At 61.9% G+C, this 18,626-nt stretch carries 17 protein-coding genes and 3 tRNA genes; all 20 read right to left on the bottom strand.

What is annotated here, in order from left to right:
• Positions 1-45 precede the first annotated feature (45 nt).
• The 20 genes from BSF40_RS12220 to truA all read right to left on the bottom strand — a co-directional run bounded on the left by BSF40_RS12220 (position 46) and on the right by truA (position 18,379).
• The gene (locus BSF40_RS12220) at positions 46-828 is read right to left on the bottom strand and encodes an IucA/IucC family C-terminal-domain containing protein (protein ID WP_095965310.1); all 783 of its coding nucleotides are present in this window, start codon (positions 826-828) and stop codon (positions 46-48) included.
• Positions 825-1,616: an ABC transporter ATP-binding protein gene (locus BSF40_RS12215; RefSeq protein ID WP_095965309.1), complete on the bottom strand. Its 792-nt coding sequence runs from the start codon at positions 1,614-1,616 to the stop codon at positions 825-827. The genes BSF40_RS12220 and BSF40_RS12215 overlap by 4 nt, the downstream gene beginning before the upstream one ends.
• 12 nt (positions 1,617-1,628) lie before the next feature.
• Positions 1,629-2,660 carry an iron chelate uptake ABC transporter family permease subunit gene (locus tag BSF40_RS12210; protein ID WP_095965308.1) on the bottom strand — a complete coding sequence of 344 codons (1,032 nt, stop codon included), beginning with the start codon at positions 2,658-2,660 and terminating at the stop codon, positions 1,629-1,631.
• A complete protein-coding gene (locus BSF40_RS12205; RefSeq protein WP_095965307.1) occupies positions 2,653-3,642 on the bottom strand; it encodes an iron ABC transporter permease in 990 nt (329 codons plus the stop codon). Before BSF40_RS12205 ends, BSF40_RS12210 begins: the two co-directional genes overlap by 8 nt.
• Positions 3,642-4,583 (bottom strand): ABC transporter substrate-binding protein, encoded by a 942-nt coding sequence (locus BSF40_RS12200; RefSeq protein ID WP_095965306.1) that lies wholly within the window; start codon positions 4,581-4,583, stop codon positions 3,642-3,644. The genes BSF40_RS12205 and BSF40_RS12200 overlap by 1 nt, the downstream gene beginning before the upstream one ends.
• A gap of 78 nt (positions 4,584-4,661) precedes the next feature.
• A complete protein-coding gene (locus BSF40_RS12195) occupies positions 4,662-7,085 on the bottom strand; it encodes a TonB-dependent receptor (protein WP_095965305.1) in 2,424 nt (807 codons plus the stop codon).
• Between the two features lie 67 nt (positions 7,086-7,152).
• Complete coding sequence (locus BSF40_RS12190; RefSeq protein ID WP_095965304.1) at positions 7,153-8,103, bottom strand: FecR domain-containing protein; 951 nt, start codon at positions 8,101-8,103, stop codon at positions 7,153-7,155.
• A complete protein-coding gene (locus BSF40_RS12185; protein ID WP_095965303.1) occupies positions 8,100-8,609 on the bottom strand; it encodes a sigma-70 family RNA polymerase sigma factor in 510 nt (169 codons plus the stop codon). The genes BSF40_RS12190 and BSF40_RS12185 overlap by 4 nt, the downstream gene beginning before the upstream one ends.
• A gap of 368 nt (positions 8,610-8,977) precedes the next feature.
• A tRNA-Asp gene (locus BSF40_RS12180) sits at positions 8,978-9,054 on the bottom strand.
• A 92-nt stretch (positions 9,055-9,146) separates the two neighbouring features.
• Positions 9,147-9,223: transfer RNA gene (locus tag BSF40_RS12175), tRNA-Asp, on the bottom strand.
• 53 nt (positions 9,224-9,276) lie between these two features.
• Positions 9,277-9,352, bottom strand: a tRNA-Val gene (locus tag BSF40_RS12170).
• Positions 9,353-9,535: 183 nt separating this feature from the next.
• A complete protein-coding gene (locus BSF40_RS12165) occupies positions 9,536-10,312 on the bottom strand; it encodes an SDR family oxidoreductase (protein ID WP_095965302.1) in 777 nt (258 codons plus the stop codon).
• Positions 10,309-11,520 carry an O-succinylhomoserine sulfhydrylase gene (locus BSF40_RS12160; protein WP_015095883.1) on the bottom strand — a complete coding sequence of 404 codons (1,212 nt, stop codon included), beginning with the start codon at positions 11,518-11,520 and terminating at the stop codon, positions 10,309-10,311. Before BSF40_RS12160 ends, BSF40_RS12165 begins: the two co-directional genes overlap by 4 nt.
• A 73-nt stretch (positions 11,521-11,593) precedes the next feature.
• A complete protein-coding gene (gene purF / locus BSF40_RS12155) occupies positions 11,594-13,099 on the bottom strand; it encodes an amidophosphoribosyltransferase (RefSeq protein WP_007975670.1) in 1,506 nt (501 codons plus the stop codon).
• 41 nt (positions 13,100-13,140) lie between these two features.
• Positions 13,141-13,701 carry a CvpA family protein gene (locus BSF40_RS12150; protein WP_007975669.1) on the bottom strand — a complete coding sequence of 187 codons (561 nt, stop codon included), beginning with the start codon at positions 13,699-13,701 and terminating at the stop codon, positions 13,141-13,143.
• Between the two features lie 98 nt (positions 13,702-13,799).
• Positions 13,800-14,465 carry an SPOR domain-containing protein gene (locus tag BSF40_RS12145; RefSeq protein ID WP_095965301.1) on the bottom strand — a complete coding sequence of 222 codons (666 nt, stop codon included), beginning with the start codon at positions 14,463-14,465 and terminating at the stop codon, positions 13,800-13,802.
• Positions 14,449-15,756, bottom strand: a complete 1,308-nt coding sequence (gene folC, locus BSF40_RS12140) for a bifunctional tetrahydrofolate synthase/dihydrofolate synthase (protein ID WP_095965300.1) — start codon at positions 15,754-15,756, stop codon at positions 14,449-14,451. Before folC ends, BSF40_RS12145 begins: the two co-directional genes overlap by 17 nt.
• Positions 15,753-16,673, bottom strand: a complete 921-nt coding sequence (gene accD, locus BSF40_RS12135; protein ID WP_015095887.1) for an acetyl-CoA carboxylase, carboxyltransferase subunit beta — start codon at positions 16,671-16,673, stop codon at positions 15,753-15,755. Before accD ends, folC begins: the two co-directional genes overlap by 4 nt.
• Positions 16,674-16,864: 191 nt before the next feature.
• A complete protein-coding gene (locus BSF40_RS12130) occupies positions 16,865-17,491 on the bottom strand; it encodes a phosphoribosylanthranilate isomerase (RefSeq protein WP_095965299.1) in 627 nt (208 codons plus the stop codon).
• 63 nt (positions 17,492-17,554) lie between these two features.
• Entirely contained in the window at positions 17,555-18,379 is an 825-nt protein-coding gene (gene truA / locus BSF40_RS12125) for a tRNA pseudouridine(38-40) synthase TruA (protein WP_095943676.1), read from the bottom strand.
• Positions 18,380-18,626 lie beyond the last annotated feature (247 nt).

Genomic DNA, 18,626 nt, shown 5'->3' with positions numbered 1-18,626 from the left:
TGTGCCATCGTTCAGGCGCCTGCCCCATCACCCTGAATGCACATCTCATCGGCATTTCCCCGGACGTAGCAACGGGCAGGTCGAGCAGTACTCAGCGGGTTCGGTGGCCAGGTAATAGAAGCAACAGGTTCGGCGAAAGCGAATGCTGCGCTGCCCATCGTCCACCCGCGTCGGCGGTCGGCGGAAATGGCTCAGCGGGTTGTAATCGAGACCGAACAACGCAGGCTCGGCGTGTGTCAGCAGCCAATTGAAATCCGCTTCACAGCGCTCGCGCACTGACGGGTCTTCGATTTTCGCCATGCGTTTTTCATACAGCGAGTACACGCGCACGGCCGTGTTTTCCCAGAGGATGCGCCGGGAGACACCGGTGACACGGTTGAAGGTGTGCCACAACGGTTGCAGAAGTCCCGCGAACAGTCCCCGCACCAGGGCCTCCCGCCAGGCCTCGCGCTCATTGGCCCCATAGGTCAGCGGCAGACCGTGATGCAGCGGCATCGACGACGTCCACTGCCCCTCATCGTGGCCGTATTCAATCAGCGTGTTGTCGAGGGTCAACAACAGCCCCTTGTCATACACCGACAGCGCATACAGACAGGCGCCAGTCGCCAGAAACGACAAGCGCTTGCCCAGCAGCGAGGCGGTGATCGCCCGGGTCGGCGAGCCGATCACCGGGCCCAAGGTGTCCAGCAGTTGCTCGCACACGTCCTCCTGCAACAAGTCCCGGGCCATCAGCGAGCGCAACGGGTCGCGCTCGTCGCCGTCCTTGAGCCGCAAGCCGCCGGACAACACCGTCCACTGCGACGCGGTGAAATGACGTGCCAGACTCATTGCGGCAATTCCCGGCCAAAGGGAATGCACAACGGCGTGCCGAAGAACGGATCGGCAATGATCCGGCAATTGAGGTCGAATACGGTTTTGACCAGGGGTTCGGTCAACACCTCGTCGGGCCGCCCTTGGGCAAAGGCCGTCCGGTTGTGCACCGCAACCATGTGGTCGGCGTAACGACAGGCCAGGTTGAGGTCGTGCAGCACCATGATGATGGTCTTGTTTTCGAGCCGGTTGAGGTCGCGCAGCAGGTCCAGCACTTCGATCTGGTGCGCCAGGTCGAGAAACGTGGTGGGTTCGTCGAGCAGCACGATGCCGGTGTCCTGGGCCAGGGTCATGGCGATCCACGCGCGCTGGCGCTGCCCGCCGGACAACGCGTCCACCGGTCGGTCCGCCAGGGCCTGCAGACTGGTTTGCGTCAGCGCGCGGTTGACCATGGCCTCATCTTCAGCCGACCACTGCTGCATCCAGCTCTGATACGGATAACGTCCCAGCGCCACCAACTGCCGCACGGTGATGCCCTCCGGCGCACTGGGGGTCTGAGGCAAAATGGCCAACTCCCTGGCCACGGCGGCCGTGGACTTTTGCTGGATATCCACGCCGTTGAGGATCACCGAGCCCTGCTGCGGTTTGAGCAGTCGGGCGAAGGATTTGAGCAAGGTACTTTTGCCGCAGCCGTTGCTGCCGATCAGTACCGAAATCTTGCCGTGGGGCAGTTGCATGTCCAGCGCGTCAATAATGACCTGGCGCTGGTAACTCAGGGTCAGGCCGCGACTTGCAATCGACGTCATGCGTTGAATTCCTTAATGACGCTGTTTAATCAACAAATAGAGAAAAAAGGGTGTGCCCAGCACGGCGACAAAAATCCCGGCCGGCAGGTCCAGCGGCAAAAACAGGACACGCCCGGCGAGGTCGGCCAGCACCACGAGGTTCGCCCCGACCAACGCCGCCATCGCCGCCTGGCCACCAAAACCCGGGGCTACCAGGCGCTTGGCAATGTGCGGCGCAATCAGCCCGACAAACGCGATCGCCCCGCCCCAGGCAATCGCAGCTCCAGCCAATGCCACGCTCACCAGCAACAAACCGGCGCGCAGCCACTGCACGCGCACGCCAATGCCCTGGGCCAGAGCGTCATCCAGTTGTTGCACCCTCACCTGCCGCGCCAATAGCACCAGCAGCGGGCAGATACCCAACAACCAGCGCCCCAGCGCCAGCGGTTCCGGCCAACTGGCGCCGTACACGCTGCCGGTCAGCCAGACATAAGCCGACAGGGTCGTGGTCAGCGGACTGAAGACCAGGATGAAGGTGGTCGCGGCAGTCAACATCGCGCTGATGCCGACCCCGATCAACACCAGGCGCAGCGGTGAGGCCCCCTGCTTCCAGGCCAGCAGATAGATCGCCAATGCCGCCAGCCCCGCACCGGACATCGCCGCCAGCGGCAGAAACTGCTGGCCCAGCGCCACGGAGAAAAACGCCAGATACAGCACGGCCGCCGCACTGGCCCCGCTGGTGATACCCAGCAGGTCAGGTGAAGCCAGCGGGTTGCGGATGATGCTTTGCAGAATCAACCCCGACACCGACAACGCCGCCCCGACCAACGCCGCCAGGAGCATGCGCGGCAAGCGCAGTTGCTCGACGATGAACGTCAGGCTGGCGTCCTGGCTCGACAGCACAATCCGCAGCACCTCCAACGGCGACAGCATGACTTTGCCCAGCGACAGTGAGCCGAGCATGATCAGCGCCGTCACCATCGACGCTGCCAGCAACCGCCACAACGTGGCGACATTGATCCGTCGGGAAAAGCCGCTACGGCGCCAGGTCAGGACCTTATCCATAACGACCTCCACGCCGGGCCAGCAGAATGAAAAACGGTGCGCCGAACAGTGCCGTCATCACGCCCACCGGGACCTCCTGCGGCAGGATCAACACCCGCGACAAGGTATCGGCCAGCAGCAGGACAATCGCGCCGAGTAGCGCACACCCCGGCAACAACCAGCGATGATCGATGGACAGGCCCTTGCGCACCATGTGCGGCACCAGCAGGCCGATAAACCCGATGCTGCCGGCCAATGCCACGGCACTGCCCGCCAGACAGACCACCAGCACGCTCATCAGCAGCCGGATCAAACCGGTGCGCTGCCCCAGGCCGGTGGCGATCTCCTCGCCTGCGTCAAGCACGTTGACCTGCCCCGCCAGCAACATCGCGCCGAACAACCCGAGTACGCCACAGATCAGCAGTGGCGCGGCGACCGACAGGCTGCGCTCGGTCAACGAACCCGCCAGCCAGAACAGCACCGTGTCCAGTCCATCCTGATTGACCACCAGCAACGCCTGACTGAACGCAGAGAACAAAGCGGCCATCGCCGCACCCGCCAGCACTATGCGCAGTGGGCTGAGACTGCCCTGCCCCATGTTGCCGATCAGCCACACCAGACTGCCGGCCACGGCCGCGCCGATGAACGCGCTCCACAGCCAGGCATCCGGGGATGACAGGGAAAACAGCGAGGAGCACAGGATGATGAAAAACGTCGCGCCGGCGTTGATCCCGAACAATCCGGGGGACGCCAGCGGATTGCGCGTCAGCGCCTGCATCAGGGCCCCCGCCACTGCCAGGCTCGCGCCCACGGCCATCGCCATCAAGGTGCGCGACAGGCGCGTGGTGGTCACCAGCACGTGACTGACGCTCAGCGGATCGGAATGCACGAACGCGGCGGCAATGTGCGACAGCGGAATCCAGGTGGCTCCGACCGCCAGGCTCAATACGCCGCTGAGCAGCAACACGACGGCGGCACAGCACAACTTCAAACCATTGCTCATCAGGACAGGTCCGCCGTGACCAGCCGCGCAATGTCATCGAGCATCAGGTTCGCCCCGAGCATCCCGCCCGACAGGCTCCAGGCCACTCCGTCGACCCGCCACACCTGCCCCTGTTGTGGCGCACGCATTTGCTGCCACAGCGGATGCTGCACCAGGCTTTCATAGTTTCGCTGCACTGCCGGTTTCTCCGCGCGCAAGAAGACAAAGAAAATGTCGGCATTGACCACCGCCAGACTCTCCTTGCTGGTGAGTTTGATCGATACCCCGTTCGCCGCCCGACTGGCCTCACTCCAGCCAAACCCCAGCTCGGTGATCACCGAACCCGGAAAACTGGCCGGCAGATAACTGCGGATATGGTCCTCACGGACATCCAGAATCGACACTGTCGGCGGCCAGCGCCCGGCAAATTCCTGCTGCAGTTGCTCGCGCAGTTGTGCTGTGCGCAACTGCCAGCGGGCCAACACCTCGTCGGCGCGCTGCTGGCGGTGCAAGGCCAGGCCCATCAACGCCAGGGTCTTTTTGAACTCGAACACTTCCTCGAGCATCACCACCGGGGCGATCTGCTTGAGCAACGGCGCGATACGTTCATGGCGAAAGCGCGAGGCGATGATCACGTCCGGCTTGAGCAGCGCGATGTCCTCAAGGCTGGGCTGGGTTTCCAGCCCGACATGGGGCACCGGCTCCAGTGCCGGGCGAAGATAGCGATAGGTGGGCTTTTCACTCCAGGAATCGACAATGCCGCAGGGTGTGATGCCCAACGCCACGGCACTGTCCGTGGCCCCCTGAAACAGGGTGATCACCCGCAGCGGCGCGGCGTCGGCCCGGGCCCACGTCGACGGGGCAAACCTGAGTGCAAGCAGGCCCAGGGACAGGCGCAGCAGCGTGCGCCTGGAGGGCGTATCGGGCTGTTCTTTCTTGAGCGGGTAAATCAGGCCGGGCATGCTTTCGTCCTCTGCAATCGATTCATGACACAACTCGGTCGCGCCCTTCCCTGTGGCGCAATCCACGGTTGAATCGATTCAGAAGTCGACGGTCGCCGAAAGCAGGTAGGTTCGTGGCGTCGCAAGCGTCAATCCAGGCTCGCTGTCATCCGAGGCCCCGGCCGAACTCCAGTAACGCTTGTCGGCCACGTTCTCGATATTGGCGCGCAGGGTGATGTTCTTTTCTTCAACCTTGAAGGCGTAGCGCGCACCCACGTCGATACGCGTCCAGGCATCGATTTCCTTGTTGTTGGACTGGTCCAGATACTGCGAGCTGGAATAGATGCCGCGGCTGGTGAGGGTCAGGCCTTGTACATTCGGCACGTCCCACTCGCCCCCCAGGCTGACGTTGTATTCCGGCGTGGCGGGCGCGCGGTTGCCGTCAAAGGTGCCGTTGGTGGTGTCGGTGAGTTCGCTGTCGATGTACATGACGCCACCGACCAGGCGGAAACCTTTGAGCGGCTCACCGAACACGTTGACTTCCACACCCTTGTTTTCGCGTTTGCCGTTCGGGCCGAAAACCCGCGTCGTGGCGTTGGTTTCATAGGCCGGCTGCTTGATCCGGAACACCGCAGTGGTAACGGCGAATGCACCCGCATCATATTTGGCACCGACCTCGACCTGCCGACTGATGAACGGCGGGAAGATCTCGTCCTCGTTCACCGAGGTCGACGGGGCGATCTTGCCCTGGCTCAGGCCTTCCATGTAGTTGGCATACAACGAGAGCTTGTCGGTGGCCTTGAACAGGATGCCGCCCGAGGGCGAAACCTTTTCTTCATCGTAGCCCGTGTCGCCTTTGACATTATCCGTCCAGTCGTCAACCTGCACTCGCTGCCAGCGTGCGCCGAGGGTCAACAGCACCTGGTCATCGAGAAAACCCAATGTGTCGGACAACGCCACGCTGCTGGAGCGGTTCTCGGTATACACCTGCGAATCAACGCGCGTGGGAATGTTGGGCGTCGGTGTTTCCACCGGGTTGTAGAGGTTGCTCGGGGCGGCGGCATAACGGGCGCCACCGTTTTCGAAGTCCATGTAGAAGTAGCTGGCAGCCAGGTTGATTTCATGACTCACCGGACCGGTATGGAACCAGTTGCGGACCCCGGCATTGGCTGTCCGGACATTTTCGTCGCGGGTGAAGTCACGTGGCTGAACGCTGAAATCGCCCGCGTTGTTGGTGACCGCTACGGCGTGCCGAAGGAAGTCGTGATTACTTTTACGCGCCCCCGCACCGGCGTACACCATGACGGAATCGCTGACATCGTACTCGCCGGTCACCGTACCGAAGGTGTCCTTGGTCCGAGCCTTGCTCCACGGCTGTGCATAGTTGTGGCGAACATCGCTGGCGTGCGGAACCTGAGCTTTGGCGCCGACCTGCACACGCTCCTGCGGGGCGTCGGTGTCACGCTCGTTATGCCCGACGTCCGTCGAGAGCCGCAGGCGCTCACCGCGAAAATCCAGGCCCAGCACTGCCATCTCGCGGTCAACACTCTGGTGATCCCATTCGGTGTCGCCGGACTGCTTCACGCCGTTGAAACGAACACCGAACATGTCCCCCTCACCAAAGCGCCGACCGATATCTACCGCACCGCCGACCTGGCTGTCGGAAGCGTAGTTGCCGGTAAACGAAGTAATGGGCACGTCGGTGGCGCGCTTGGGCACCACGTTGATCCCGCCGCCCACGCTGCCCCGCGGCGAGATGCCATTGATCAGCTGACTCGGGCCTTTGAGGACGTCGACGCGATCGGCCATTTCCATGTCGATGGTGTACGTCGGCAGAATGCCGTAGAGACCGTTGTAGGAGACATCACTGTTGAACAGGCTCATTCCGCGAATGGTGAACTGCTCATACCGCCCACCCGCCGGGTTGGTGGCGCGAACCGAGGGATCGCTGGCAACGAGGTCGCCCAAGGTACGAGCCTGCAGGTTTTTCACCAACTCACTGGTGTAGGTGGTCTCGCTGAACGGCGTCTCCATGAAGTCTTTCGAGCCCAGCAAGCCTTGCGACCCACGGCGTGCGACCTGCCCGCCGGCATACGGATCACCGTGCGCCGTGTCCGCCGTCGCGTAAATAGAGGTAGCGCCCAGTTGCAGGGTGCTGCCTGTTGGCGCCGGGGTCAGCATGTACGCCTGCTCGCCCACCGGTTGCAGTTGCAGACCGGAACCCTGTAGCAGTTGGGCAAAGCCCTCCTCCACCGCGAAGTCGCCGGAAAGGCCAGGGCTGGTGCGCCCGCTCACCAGTGCCGGGTCTACGGACAGATTGACCCCGGCCAACCCGGCGAAACGGGTCAGCGCTGCGCCGAGGCTACCGGCTGGCACCTGATAGCTGCGCCGTGGCGCGTCTTCGGCCCAACCGGCAGTGATGAACAACGGACAGGCACTCAGGCTCAACAACAGACTCAAGTGCATCAACGGGCGCAACCGGGATGGAGCCAGACGCGTACTACAAGGCATCACTGCAGGCATTGAGAATCTCTCTGATTTCGTTTCACTTGCCTTGAATGACAAGCGCCGCGAAAAAAGGGGACACGCGTTAAACACTATTTTTGCGCGGCACCAGCGTTACCCAATAACGCGTACGCGAATGCACCTCCAGCGGCAGGCTGACCGCCAGAAGCGCGAGGATGCGATCGGTGTCTTCCAGGCGAAAACTGCCGGTGATGCGCAGCGATTCCAGCGCTGGCTCCCAACGCAACACGCCCGGACGATAGGTACTGAGTTCGCGCAGGAAATCCCCCAAGGGTTGGTTCTGCGCCATCAGCACTCCGTCACGCCAGCCAGGGGCCAGCACATCGAATGGCTCCACAGCGCCGGCACCCGCCGATTGAAGGCTGACTTGCTGGCCGCCGCGCAACGAAAAGACCGGCCCGTGCAGAGGCTGCAACTGCACCGTGCCTCGAAGCACTGACACCTTGCAGCCCGTCTGCCCCTGACGCACACACACTTCGCTCTGACTGACGGTCACTTGCCCGAAGCGCGTGAGGATCGTCAGCGGCGAAGTCCCGGGCACGTTCAGCGCCATTTCGCCTTCCACCAGTGTCAGGTACCGGTTCTTCAGATCGATATCGACGGCACTGGCCGTGTTCAGTTGCACAGAGCTGCCATCGGCCAACCGGACTTTTTTGCTTTCCCCGGTGGCGGTGCGCAGGTCGGCCCCCCAGGTATCCAGAGGCAACTGCCGACTGATCAACCAGGCGGTCGGCAGCAACGCCACCGCACCGACGGCGCGCTTGAGCACCGTGCGTCGACTGGCTTGCGGCCGGTCCAGACTGGCCATGGCCAGGCCCGATGGCAGGTCGGCAAAACGTTGACGCAAGCACTGCGCTTTCTGCCAGGCCTGCTCATGGCTGCAATGGCTGTCGCGCCAGCTCTGCAGCTGCTCCCGGTCCCGATCATTGGCACAGCCGGATTCCATGAGGGCCAGCCACTGCGCGGCGGCCCGCACGACTTGTCGGGCCTGGGCCGAAGGTGCCGAACCGTTCACATGTCCACCAGCAGGCAATGTTCGTAGGCTTGAGCCATGTAGCGCTTGATCGTGCGTTCCGAGACTTGCAGGCGCTCGGCAATCTCCTGGTAGCCCAGGCCTTCCAGCTGACTCAAGAGAAACGCCCGCCGTACCGGCCCGGGCAATCCATCGAGCAATTCGTCCAGGGCCTGCAGGGTTTCCAGCAGGATCCAGCGTTGCTCCGGGGACGGCACACAGTCCTCGGGCAGCAGCGCCAATGCATCGAGATAGGCTTGCTCCAGGCTGCGGCGCTTGTAGAAGTTGCTCAGCAGTCGTTTGCCGACGGTCGCCAGGTAGGCGCGAGGCTCTTGCAAGTCGGCGATGCGCTGAGAGCTGGCAAGGACACGAACGAAGGTATCCTGGCTCAGGTCCGCCGCATCGCTGCCATTGCTCATGCGTCGTCTCAACCAGCCTTCGAGCCAGCCCCGATGGTCGCGGTACAGGTCGTGGAAGGCTTGCTCCGGCGGCATCGCGGCATCACTCATCTGAAGGAACCCTGGGTGAAGAAATATTTTAAATGCGACTCATTCTAATTAGTGTTGCGCAGACAATCCAAGCCCTTTGTACGAACTGCACCCGGTAAATGCTTGAATTATTTAATGACAGGCAGGCATTTCGGCCGCGCAGGTGCCGGTTTAACAAGGCTGCGGGTTATTGAGGGGGATTTTCGAGAGTCATTGGGCATCCGGCCAGACCGGCAGATGCGAAACCCTGAGGGTCGCGAGGCAGGAGAAAAAGCCAAATCGCAGGCACAAAAAACCCCGGTCTTTCGACCAGGGTCTTTGCTATCGACTCGAAGTAACCCGTGGTTTCTTCGTAGCTCCAAGGCGTTCAGTGGGCCTTGGGGCAGATATGGCGCAGCGGACGGGACTCGAACCCGCGACCCCCGGCGTGACAGGCCGGTATTCTAACCGACTGAACTACCGCTGCGTATCGCTTTGAGCAGATGCTCAAGTAACTCGTCTGATTGAAAACTCAGTAGCTTTTCAATCTCGAACCAGATGAATCTGACTCGGAAAATATGGCGCAGCGGACGGGACTCGAACCCGCGACCCCCGGCGTGACAGGCCGGTATTCTAACCGACTGAACTACCGCTGCGCGTCGGTGGAGGCATTTCAGCCTACCTCTTGCTTTCGCAAGTATCTCGGGAGTGGTGGGTGATGACGGGATCGAACCGCCGACATTCTGCTTGTAAGGCAGACGCTCTCCCAGCTGAGCTAATCACCCGTTTGCATCTCCGAGGCCGCGAAATTTACGCAGGTAGCGAACCTAAGTCAATAGCAGGATTGAAGTTTTTTTCAAAAACAGCTTTTAGCGGCAAGCTTCGAGCTACAAGTAAAAGCAAGCATGCATATAGCAGGCACACCACCGTCACGCTTTAACTTGCAGCTTGAAGCTTGAAGCTGCCTTTCACTGCTCATAGATCATCTTCTTGGTCATGCCGCCATCGACCACGAATTCCTGGCCGGTGACAAAACCGGCATTCCTCGACAGCAGCCAGGCCACCATCGCCGCCACATCCTCGACCGTCCCTACCCTGCCCGCCGGATGCTGGGCATGATCGGCCTCGGTCAAGGGTTCGGCACGCCGCACCGAAGGGTCGCGCGTATCGATCCAGCCTGGGCTGACGGCATTGACCCGGATCTCCGGGCCAAGGCTGATGGCCAATGCGTGAGTCAGGGCCAACAAGCCGCCCTTGCTCGCTGCATAGGCCTCGGTGTCGGGTTCCGACTGCGCGGCGCGGGTCGAGGCCAGATTGACGATGGCGCCGCTGTGAGCGCGCAGGTACGGCGCACAATGCTTGGCCAACAGCATCGGCCCGCTGAGGTTCACCGCCAACACCCGATTCCAGTGGGCCAGATCGAGGCTTTCCAGGGTGATGTTGTGCGGATCGGCAACCGCCGCATTGCAGACCAGCGCATCCAGGCGCCCGAACTGGCCGAGCACCTCGGCCACACCCAGCGCGACCTGCCCCTCGTTGGCGACATCCATGGCGATGAACCAGGCGTTGTCGCCCAGCACTTTCGCCACTTTCGACCCGCGCTCCCGGTCCAGATCCGTCAGCACGACTTGCCAGCCTTCGCTGATCAGCCAGGCCGAAATCCCCAGGCCTATGCCCCGCGCAGCACCGGTCACCAGCGCTACGCGGCCATTGGAGCCGGTGGTCGGCGTAGACAACTCGATCACAACGCAGCCAGGCCGCGCGCCAGATCGGCTTGCAGGTCCGCCACGTCTTCCAGGCCGACCGCAATGCGGATCAGGCTGTCACGAATGCCCGCCGCTTCACGCTCTTGCGGCGCCAGACGACCATGGGACGTGGTGCTCGGATGCGTGATGGTGGTTTTGCTGTCACCCAGGTTGGCGGTGATCGAAATCAGGCGCGTGGCGTCGATAAAGCGCCAGGCGCCCTCTTTGCCACCCTTCACCTCAAAACTGACCACCGCACCGAAACCCTTCTGCTGGCGCAGGGCCAGCTCGTGCTGCGGATGGCTCTTGAGGCCGGCGTAATGGACTTTCTCGATGCCTTCCTGCTGCTCCAGCCACTCGGCCAGTTGCTGGGCGTTGGCACAATGGGCCTTCATCCGCAGGTTCAGGGTTTCCAGGCCCTTGAGGAAAATCCAGGCGTTGAACGGGCTCAGGGTCGGCCCGGCGGTACGCAGGAAGCCAACCACTTCTTTCATCTGCTCGCTGCGACCGGCGACCACGCCACCCATGCAACGGCCCTGGCCGTCGATGAACTTGGTGGCCGAGTGCACGACGATGTCCGCGCCCATTTTCAGCGGCTGCTGCAAGGCCGGGGTGCAGAAGCAGTTGTCGACCACCAGCATCGCGCCTTTGGCGTGAGCGATTTTCGCCAGTTCGGCAATGTCGACCAACTCGGCCAGCGGGTTGGACGGCGATTCGACGAACAGCAGTTTGGTGTTGGACTTGATCGCCGCGTCCCAGCCGGACAGATCCGCCAGCGCCACGTAATCGACCTCGATACCGAAACGCTTGAAGTACTTTTCGAACAGGCTGATGGTCGAGCCGAACACGCTGCGCGACACCAATACGTGATCGCCGGCGCTGCACAGGCTCATCACCACGGCCATGATCGCAGCCATGCCGGTGGCGGTGGCCACGGCTTGCTCGGCGCTTTCCAGAGCGGCGATGCGCTCTTCGAAGGCGCGTACGGTCGGGTTGGTGTAGCGCGAGTAAACGTTGCCCGGTACTTCCCCGGCAAAACGCGCGGCTGCGTCGGCAGCGGTGCGGAATACATAGCTGGAAGTGAAGAACATCGGATCACCGTGTTCGCCTTCCGGCGTACGGTGCTGACCGGCACGTACGGCCAGGGTATCGAACGCTACGCCTTCGAGGTCGCTGTCCAGCCGACCGGCATCCCAATCCTGACTCATGCTGTCACTCCTTTCCCTATTCTCGTAATTTAAAAGCCGGATACAAAACCGGCCCCTCAGGGCCGGTAGAAACTCAGTTGTTGTACAGATCGATGATCGCGCTGACTGCCTGCGTCTTGACCTTGGAGGCATCGTTGCGTGCCTGTTCGATCTTGTTCAGGTAAGCCTCGTCGACGTCGCCAGTGACGTACTGGCCATCGAACACCGCGCAATCGAACTTGTCGATCTTGATCTTGCCGCCACCGACCGCTTCGATCAAGTCAGGCAGATCCTGATAGATCAGCCAGTCGGCGCCGATCAGGTCAGCCACGTCCTGGGTCGAACGGTTGTGCGCGATCAGCTCGTGGGCGCTCGGCATGTCGATGCCGTAGACGTTCGGGTAGCGAACCGCTGGCGCCGCGGAGCAGAAGTAGACGTTCTTGGCGCCGGCTTCGCGGGCCATCTGGATGATCTGCTTGCACGTGGTACCGCGCACGATGGAGTCATCCACCAGCATCACGTTCTTGCCGCGGAATTCCAGTTCGATGGCATTGAGCTTCTGGCGTACGGATTTTTTCCGTGCGGCCTGGCCCGGCATGATGAAGGTCCGGCCGATGTAGCGGTTCTTCACGAAGCCTTCGCGGAACTTCACGCCCAGGTGGTTCGCCAGCTCCAGCGCGGCGGTGCGGCTGGTGTCCGGAATCGGGATGACCACGTCGATGTCGTGATCCGGACGCTCGCGCAGGATCTTCTCGGCCAGTTTCTCACCCATGCGCAGACGGGCCTTGTAGACCGACACGCCGTCGATGATCGAGTCCGGACGCGCCAGGTAGACGTGTTCGAAGATGCACGGGGTCAGGGACGGGTTGGTCGCGCACTGACGGGTGTACAGCTTGCCCTCTTCAGTGATGTAGACCGCTTCGCCGGGCGCCAGGTCGCGAATCAGGGTGAAGCCCAGCACGTCCAGGGAAACGCTTTCCGAGGCGATCATGTACTCGACGCCTTCGTCGGTGTGACGCTGGCCGAAAACGATCGGACGGATGCCGTGCGGGTCGCGAAAGCCCACGATGCCGTAGCCGGTGATCATGGCTACAACGGCATAACCACCGACGCAACGGTTGTGCACGTCGGTGACGGCGGCAAACACGTCTTCTTCGGTCGGCTGCAATTTGCCGCGCTGGGCCAGCTCGTGCGCGAACACGTTGAGCAGCACTTCCGAATCGGAACTGGTGTTGACGTGGCGCAGGTCAGATTCGTAAATCTCCTTGGCCAGTTGTTCAACGTTGGTCAGGTTACCGTTATGCGCCAGGGTGATGCCGTAAGGCGAGTTGACGTAAAACGGTTGAGCTTCAGCCGACGTCGAGCTGCCCGCGGTCGGATAACGCACATGGCCAATGCCCATGTGACCGACCAGGCGCTGCATGTGACGCTGCTGGAACACGTCACGCACCAGGCCGTTATCCTTGCGCAGGAACAACCGGCCATCATGGCTGGTCACGATACCGGCAGCGTCCTGGCCGCGGTGCTGGAGGACGGTTAGCGCGTCATACAGCGCCTGATTGACGTTCGACTTACCGACGATACCGACGATGCCACACATGCGACGCAACCCCTACTTAATGGATCTGAACTGAACAACACTTACTGAGGCGTTTTGGCCATCGGCAAGAGCTGCTCCTTGAACGGAATATCAGCGGGTACGCTGATTCCGCTGGCAAGCCACTGACTGCTCCACCCGAGGATCAGGTTTTTGGACCAGTCGGCGACCAATAGAAATTTTGGCACGAGCTGTGACTCTTTCCACCACCCGTCCTGCTGTACCGGCCCCAGGCTCAACAGCCCGACGGCGATGACCACCAGCAACCCGCCACGCGCGGCGCCGAAGGCCATGCCGAGGAATCGGTCGGTCCCGGAGAGCCCGGTGACGCGAACCAGTTCGCCGATAAGATAATTGATCATTGCGCCTACGATTAAAGTGGCGACAAACATGATGGCACAGCCCGTGATTATACGGGCCGATGGCGTTTGAATGTACCCGCCGAGGTACTCGGACAGTGAGCCACCGAACATCCAGGCAACGACTCCTGCGATGATCCAGGTCAGCAGCGACAGTGCTTCTTTGACGAAGCCGCGGCTCAGACTGATCAATGCGGAGATGGCGACGATTGCTACGATCGCCCAGTCAACCCAGGTAAATGGCACAGTGCAGCCTACAGACGGATAAGGCGGCGCATTTTAGCAGAGCCCATGCTTATCGGTAAGCTGCGATTGTCAGTGCATTTCATATCGGGGCGATAGTTTTAGCCACGTTCAGGCTGAAAGCGCACGACAAACCCCTTCAGGTTCTGCTGGCGGTTCAGCAAATCCCGCAGCCGGTCGGCTTCTGCGCGCTCGATCAGCGGCCCGACAAACACCCGGTTTTTGCCGTCGGCGGTCCGGATGTAGGCATTGTAACCCTGGCTGCGCAGGGTTTTCTGAAGCTTTTCCGCGCTTTCGCGGTTCGCCAGGCTCGCCAGTTGCACCGACCAGCTGACCGACAAACCATTGGCATCGACACGGCTTTGCGTGGTGTCCGGCTTGCCGGGTGCTGCCGTGATGGGTTGGGCAGGCGCGGTCGCAGGTTTGGCGGCCAGCGCCGGGACTGGCGCAGGCGCAGGCGGCGGCGTAACCGGTTTGGCAGCAGGCGCCGGAGCCACCGGCACAGCCGGCACCGCCGATTCCTGCTGGGCGATTTCGTCATCGCTCGGCACGGGTTCCTGGGGCAAGGCTTGCGGCTCAGGCACCACCACGGGTTCGACCTGCACCTGGGGCAATGCAGGCGCCTGCGGAGCCGCCGGCGCTTCGACCGTCACCTGGCGCTGTTCGTCCTGGCGGGAAAACAGCATCGGCAGAAAAATAACCGCCAGCGCGACCAACACCAGGGCGCCAACCATGCGCTGTTTGTATGCCTTATCCAGCAACGCCATTTGCCGCTTCCTCCGTGGAGCGCCGGGCCAGCCATTCAAGGGCCTCGGCGACACAATAAAATGATCCGAACAACAGGATTTCGTCGTCGCTCGTGGCCTGCGCGCACTGCCCTTCCAGGGCGGCCGCTACACTGTCGTACGACGTGACCGAGGCCCCAAGACCTTGCAATGCATCGTGCAGATCCGCAACCGGACGCGCCCGAGGTGAATCCAGCGGTGCAACAGCCCAGTGCTGGACACTAGCATTCAATTCGCCGACAACACCACCCAGATCCTTGTCCGCCAGCAGCCCGAACACCGCCAGGCGCTTGCCGACCGGTGGACGGTTGGCCAGACGACGGGCCAGATACTCCGCCGCATGCGGGTTATGCCCCACATCCAGCAATAAATTCAAACGCTTGCCCTGCCACTCGAACGCGCGGCGATCCAGACGACCGACCACCTTCGTAGCCCGCAGCGCGTCGATAATCTGCGCATCCACCCAAGGCAAGCCAAGCAGCAGGTAAGCCTGCAACGCCAGCGCGGCGTTTTCCATCGGCAGGTCGAGCAGCGGCAAGTCGCGCAGCTCAACCGCACACCCCTGCGCATCGACACCGCGCCATTGCCAGTTGTGATCGGTCATGCCCAGATCAAAATCGCGCCCACGCAGGAAAAACGGGCAATTGAGCTCGCGCGCCTTGTCCAGCAAGGGTTGTGGAGGATTCAGATCGCCGCAGAGCGCAGGCGCGCCCTGGCGGAATATCCCGGCCTTCTCGAAGGCCACGGACTCTCGGGTATCACCCAGGTAATCGGCATGATCGACGCCAATACTGGTGACCAGTGCCATGTCGGCATCCACCACGTTGACCGTGTCCAGACGACCGCCCAGACCGACTTCCAGCACCACCGCATCAAGCCCGGAATGCTGGAACAGCCAGAACGCCGCCAGGGTGCCCATTTCGAAGTAGGTCAGAGAAGTGTCGCCACGCCCGGCCTCTACCGCAGCAAAGGCCTCGCACAGCTCGGCGTCAGTGGCTTCGACGCCGTTGACCGTTACCCGCTCGTTGTAGCGCAGCAGGTGCGGGGAGTTGTAAACCCCCACTTTCAAGCCCTGGGCCCGCAGCAAGGAAGCCACGAACGCGCAGGTGGAACCCTTGCCGTTGGTCCCGGTGACCGTAATCACCCGTGGCGCCGGCTTGCCCAGTCCCATGCGGGACGCTACCTGCTGCGATCGCTCCAGCCCCATGTCGATGGCCGAAGGGTGCAACTGCTCGAGGTAGGCGAGCCATTCGCCAAGGGTACGTTGGGTCATAGGCTGGCAGGTACCGGTGGAACCACGATTGGAACGATGGGTGCAGCCACGAACTTCGGCGTCGGCAGGCCCATCATTTGCGCCAGCAGGTTACCCAGGCGCGGACGCAGCTCCTGACGGTCGATGATCATGTCGATGGCACCGTGCTCCAGCAGGAACTCGCTGCGCTGGAAGCCTTCCGGCAGTTTTTCACGCACGGTCTGCTCGATCACACGCGGACCGGCAAAACCGATCAGCGCCTTCGGCTCGCCGACAATCACGTCGCCCAGCATCGCCAGGCTGGCGGAAACGCCGCCGTAGACCGGATCGGTCAGCACGGAGATGAACGGGATGCCTTCTTCACGCAGACGCGCCAGCACCGCAGAGGTCTTGGCCATCTGCATCAGGGAAATCAGCGCTTCCTGCATCCGCGCACCGCCGGAAGCCGAGAAACAGACCATCGGGCAACGTTTTTCCAGGGCGTAGTTGGCGGCGCGAACGAAACGCTCACCGACGATGGCGCCCATCGAACCACCCATGAAGGAAAACTCGAACGCCGAAACCACGATCGGCATGCCCAGCAACGTGCCGCTCATCGAAACCAGCGCATCTTTTTCGCCGGTCTGCTTTTGTGCAGCGGTCAGGCGGTCCTTGTACTTCTTGCCGTCGCGGAACTTCAGACGGTCAACCGGCTCCAGGTCTGCACCCAGTTCGGTACGGCCTTCAACGTCGAGGAAGATGTCGATACGGGCGCGGGCGCCGATACGCATGTGATGGTTGCACTTGGGGCAAACGTCCAGGGTCTTTTCCAACTCCGGACGATACAGCACAGCCTCGCAAGACGGGCATTTGTGCCAAAGACCTTCAGGCACCGAGCTCTTCTTGACCTCGGAACGCATGATCGAAGGGATCAGTTTGTCTACTAACCAGTTGCTCATGCTTTCTTTCTCCAGTACCGGCGGCCCGAACGCTCTGGTTCGCAGCCCCGTGTATGCCCTAGCGCTAAATTCATGTGTGCGGCGATGATCAGTGAATGGCCGGATCAGCGAAACGTGACCTGCGTACCACCCCATGACCCTCAGCCGTTTTGTACAGTGCAGTGGACGGCGGCAGTCTGCCAGCCGTCACATCAACAGGTGCTACCGCGTACCGCCTTGATAAATGCCTGAACCTTTGCGTGATCCTTGATGCCCTTGCTCGCCTCTACCCCGCCGCTGACATCCACGGCATAAGGCCGGACGCGGGCAATGGCTTCGGCGACGTTATCCGGCGTCAGGCCGCCGGCCAGAATGATCGGTTTGCTCAAGCCTTGCGGTATCAGTGACCAGTCAAACGCCTCACCGGTTCCTCCGGGAACGCCTTCGACATAGGTATCGAGCAGGATACCGCTGGCACTGGCATACGCATCACAGGCCGCGGCGATGTCATCACCGGCCTTGACCCGCAGCGCCTTGATGTACGGACGGTGCCAGCCTTCGCAATCCGCCGCGCTTTCATCGCCGTGAAATTGCAGCAGGTCCAGGGGCACTGCGTCGAGGAGTTCACCCAGTTCGCAACGGCTCGCATTGACGAACAGGCCCACGGTGGTCACGAACGGCGGCAGCGCCTGGATGATCGAGCGCGCCTGCTGGAACGTCACCGCACGGGGGCTTTTGGCATAGAACACGAAACCGATGGCATCCGCCCCGGCCTCGACGGCTGCCAACGCATCCTCTATGCGGGTAATCCCACAGATCTTGCTGCGAACGGCTGACATGTCGACACAACTCCAAGACAAATCCGGGAAAGTCCCGGATGGTAACAAAAGCATTCGAGGGCGTCAGCCGCCAAGTTCGGAGAAGCCGGTCAGGAAGTGTGGACCGATGTAACGTTCTGGCAATTGGAACTCGTCACGGTACTCGACCTGCACCAGATACAAGCCGAATGGATGCGCCGTCACGCCACCGGTCCGGCGAATCCGGCTCTCCAGCACCTCTTTCATCCACTCCACCGGACGCTCACCGGCGCCAATGGTCATCAGCACACCGGCGATGTTGCGCACCATGTGGTGCAGGAAGGCGCTGGCGCGAATGTCCAGCACGATCATCTTGCCGTGGCGGGTGACGCGCAGGTGATGCAGCTCCTTGATCGGCGACTTGGCCTGGCACTGGCCGGCACGGAAAGCGCTGAAATCATGGGTGCCAAGCAGGTATTGAGCGGCCTCGGCCATGCGCTCGACGTCCAGCGGACGGTGGTTCCAGGTCACTTCTTCGTTCAGGTGCGCGGGGCGGATCTGATCGTTGTAGATCACGTAGCGATAACGCCGGGCAATAGCCTTGAACCGCGCATGGAAATGCGCCGGCATGACCTTGGCCCAACTGACACTGACGTCGTGGGGCAAGTTGATGTTGGCGCCCATGGTCCAGGCCTTCATCGAACGCTCGACCTGGGTATCGAAATGCACCACCTGTCCGCAGGCATGCACCCCGGCGTCGGTACGCCCGGCGCACATCAGCGAGACGGGCGAATCGGCGACTTTGGACAAGGCGTTTTCGAGGGTTTCCTGCACAGTGAGCACCCCGGACGCCTGGCGCTGCCAGCCACGGTAGCGCGAGCCTTTGTATTCGACGCCCAGCGCGATCCGGAAAAAGCCGTCGGCTGCCATTTCGGCGGCCGGGTTATCTATATTTGCCAAGGAGGGACAGCCTGATGATGTACCAAAGGCGGGCATTATAAGGCCGCCGGGCGGGGATACCAGAGAGATCTCCTTTGACTGTTCCGGCCTCTTCGCGGGCAAGCCCGCTCCCACAGGTATTGTGAACGCCACAGAACCTTGTGGGAGCGGGCTTGCCCGCGAAGAGGCCACAGCAGACGACATCAATTCATCGCCCAAACAAAAACGGCAGCCTCAC

The organism is Pseudomonas sp. ACN5 (assembly GCF_002303975.1).
Classification (GTDB): Bacteria; Pseudomonadota; Gammaproteobacteria; order Pseudomonadales; family Pseudomonadaceae; genus Aquipseudomonas; species Aquipseudomonas laurylsulfatiphila.
This window is presented reverse-complemented; position numbering and strand designations above follow the sequence as displayed.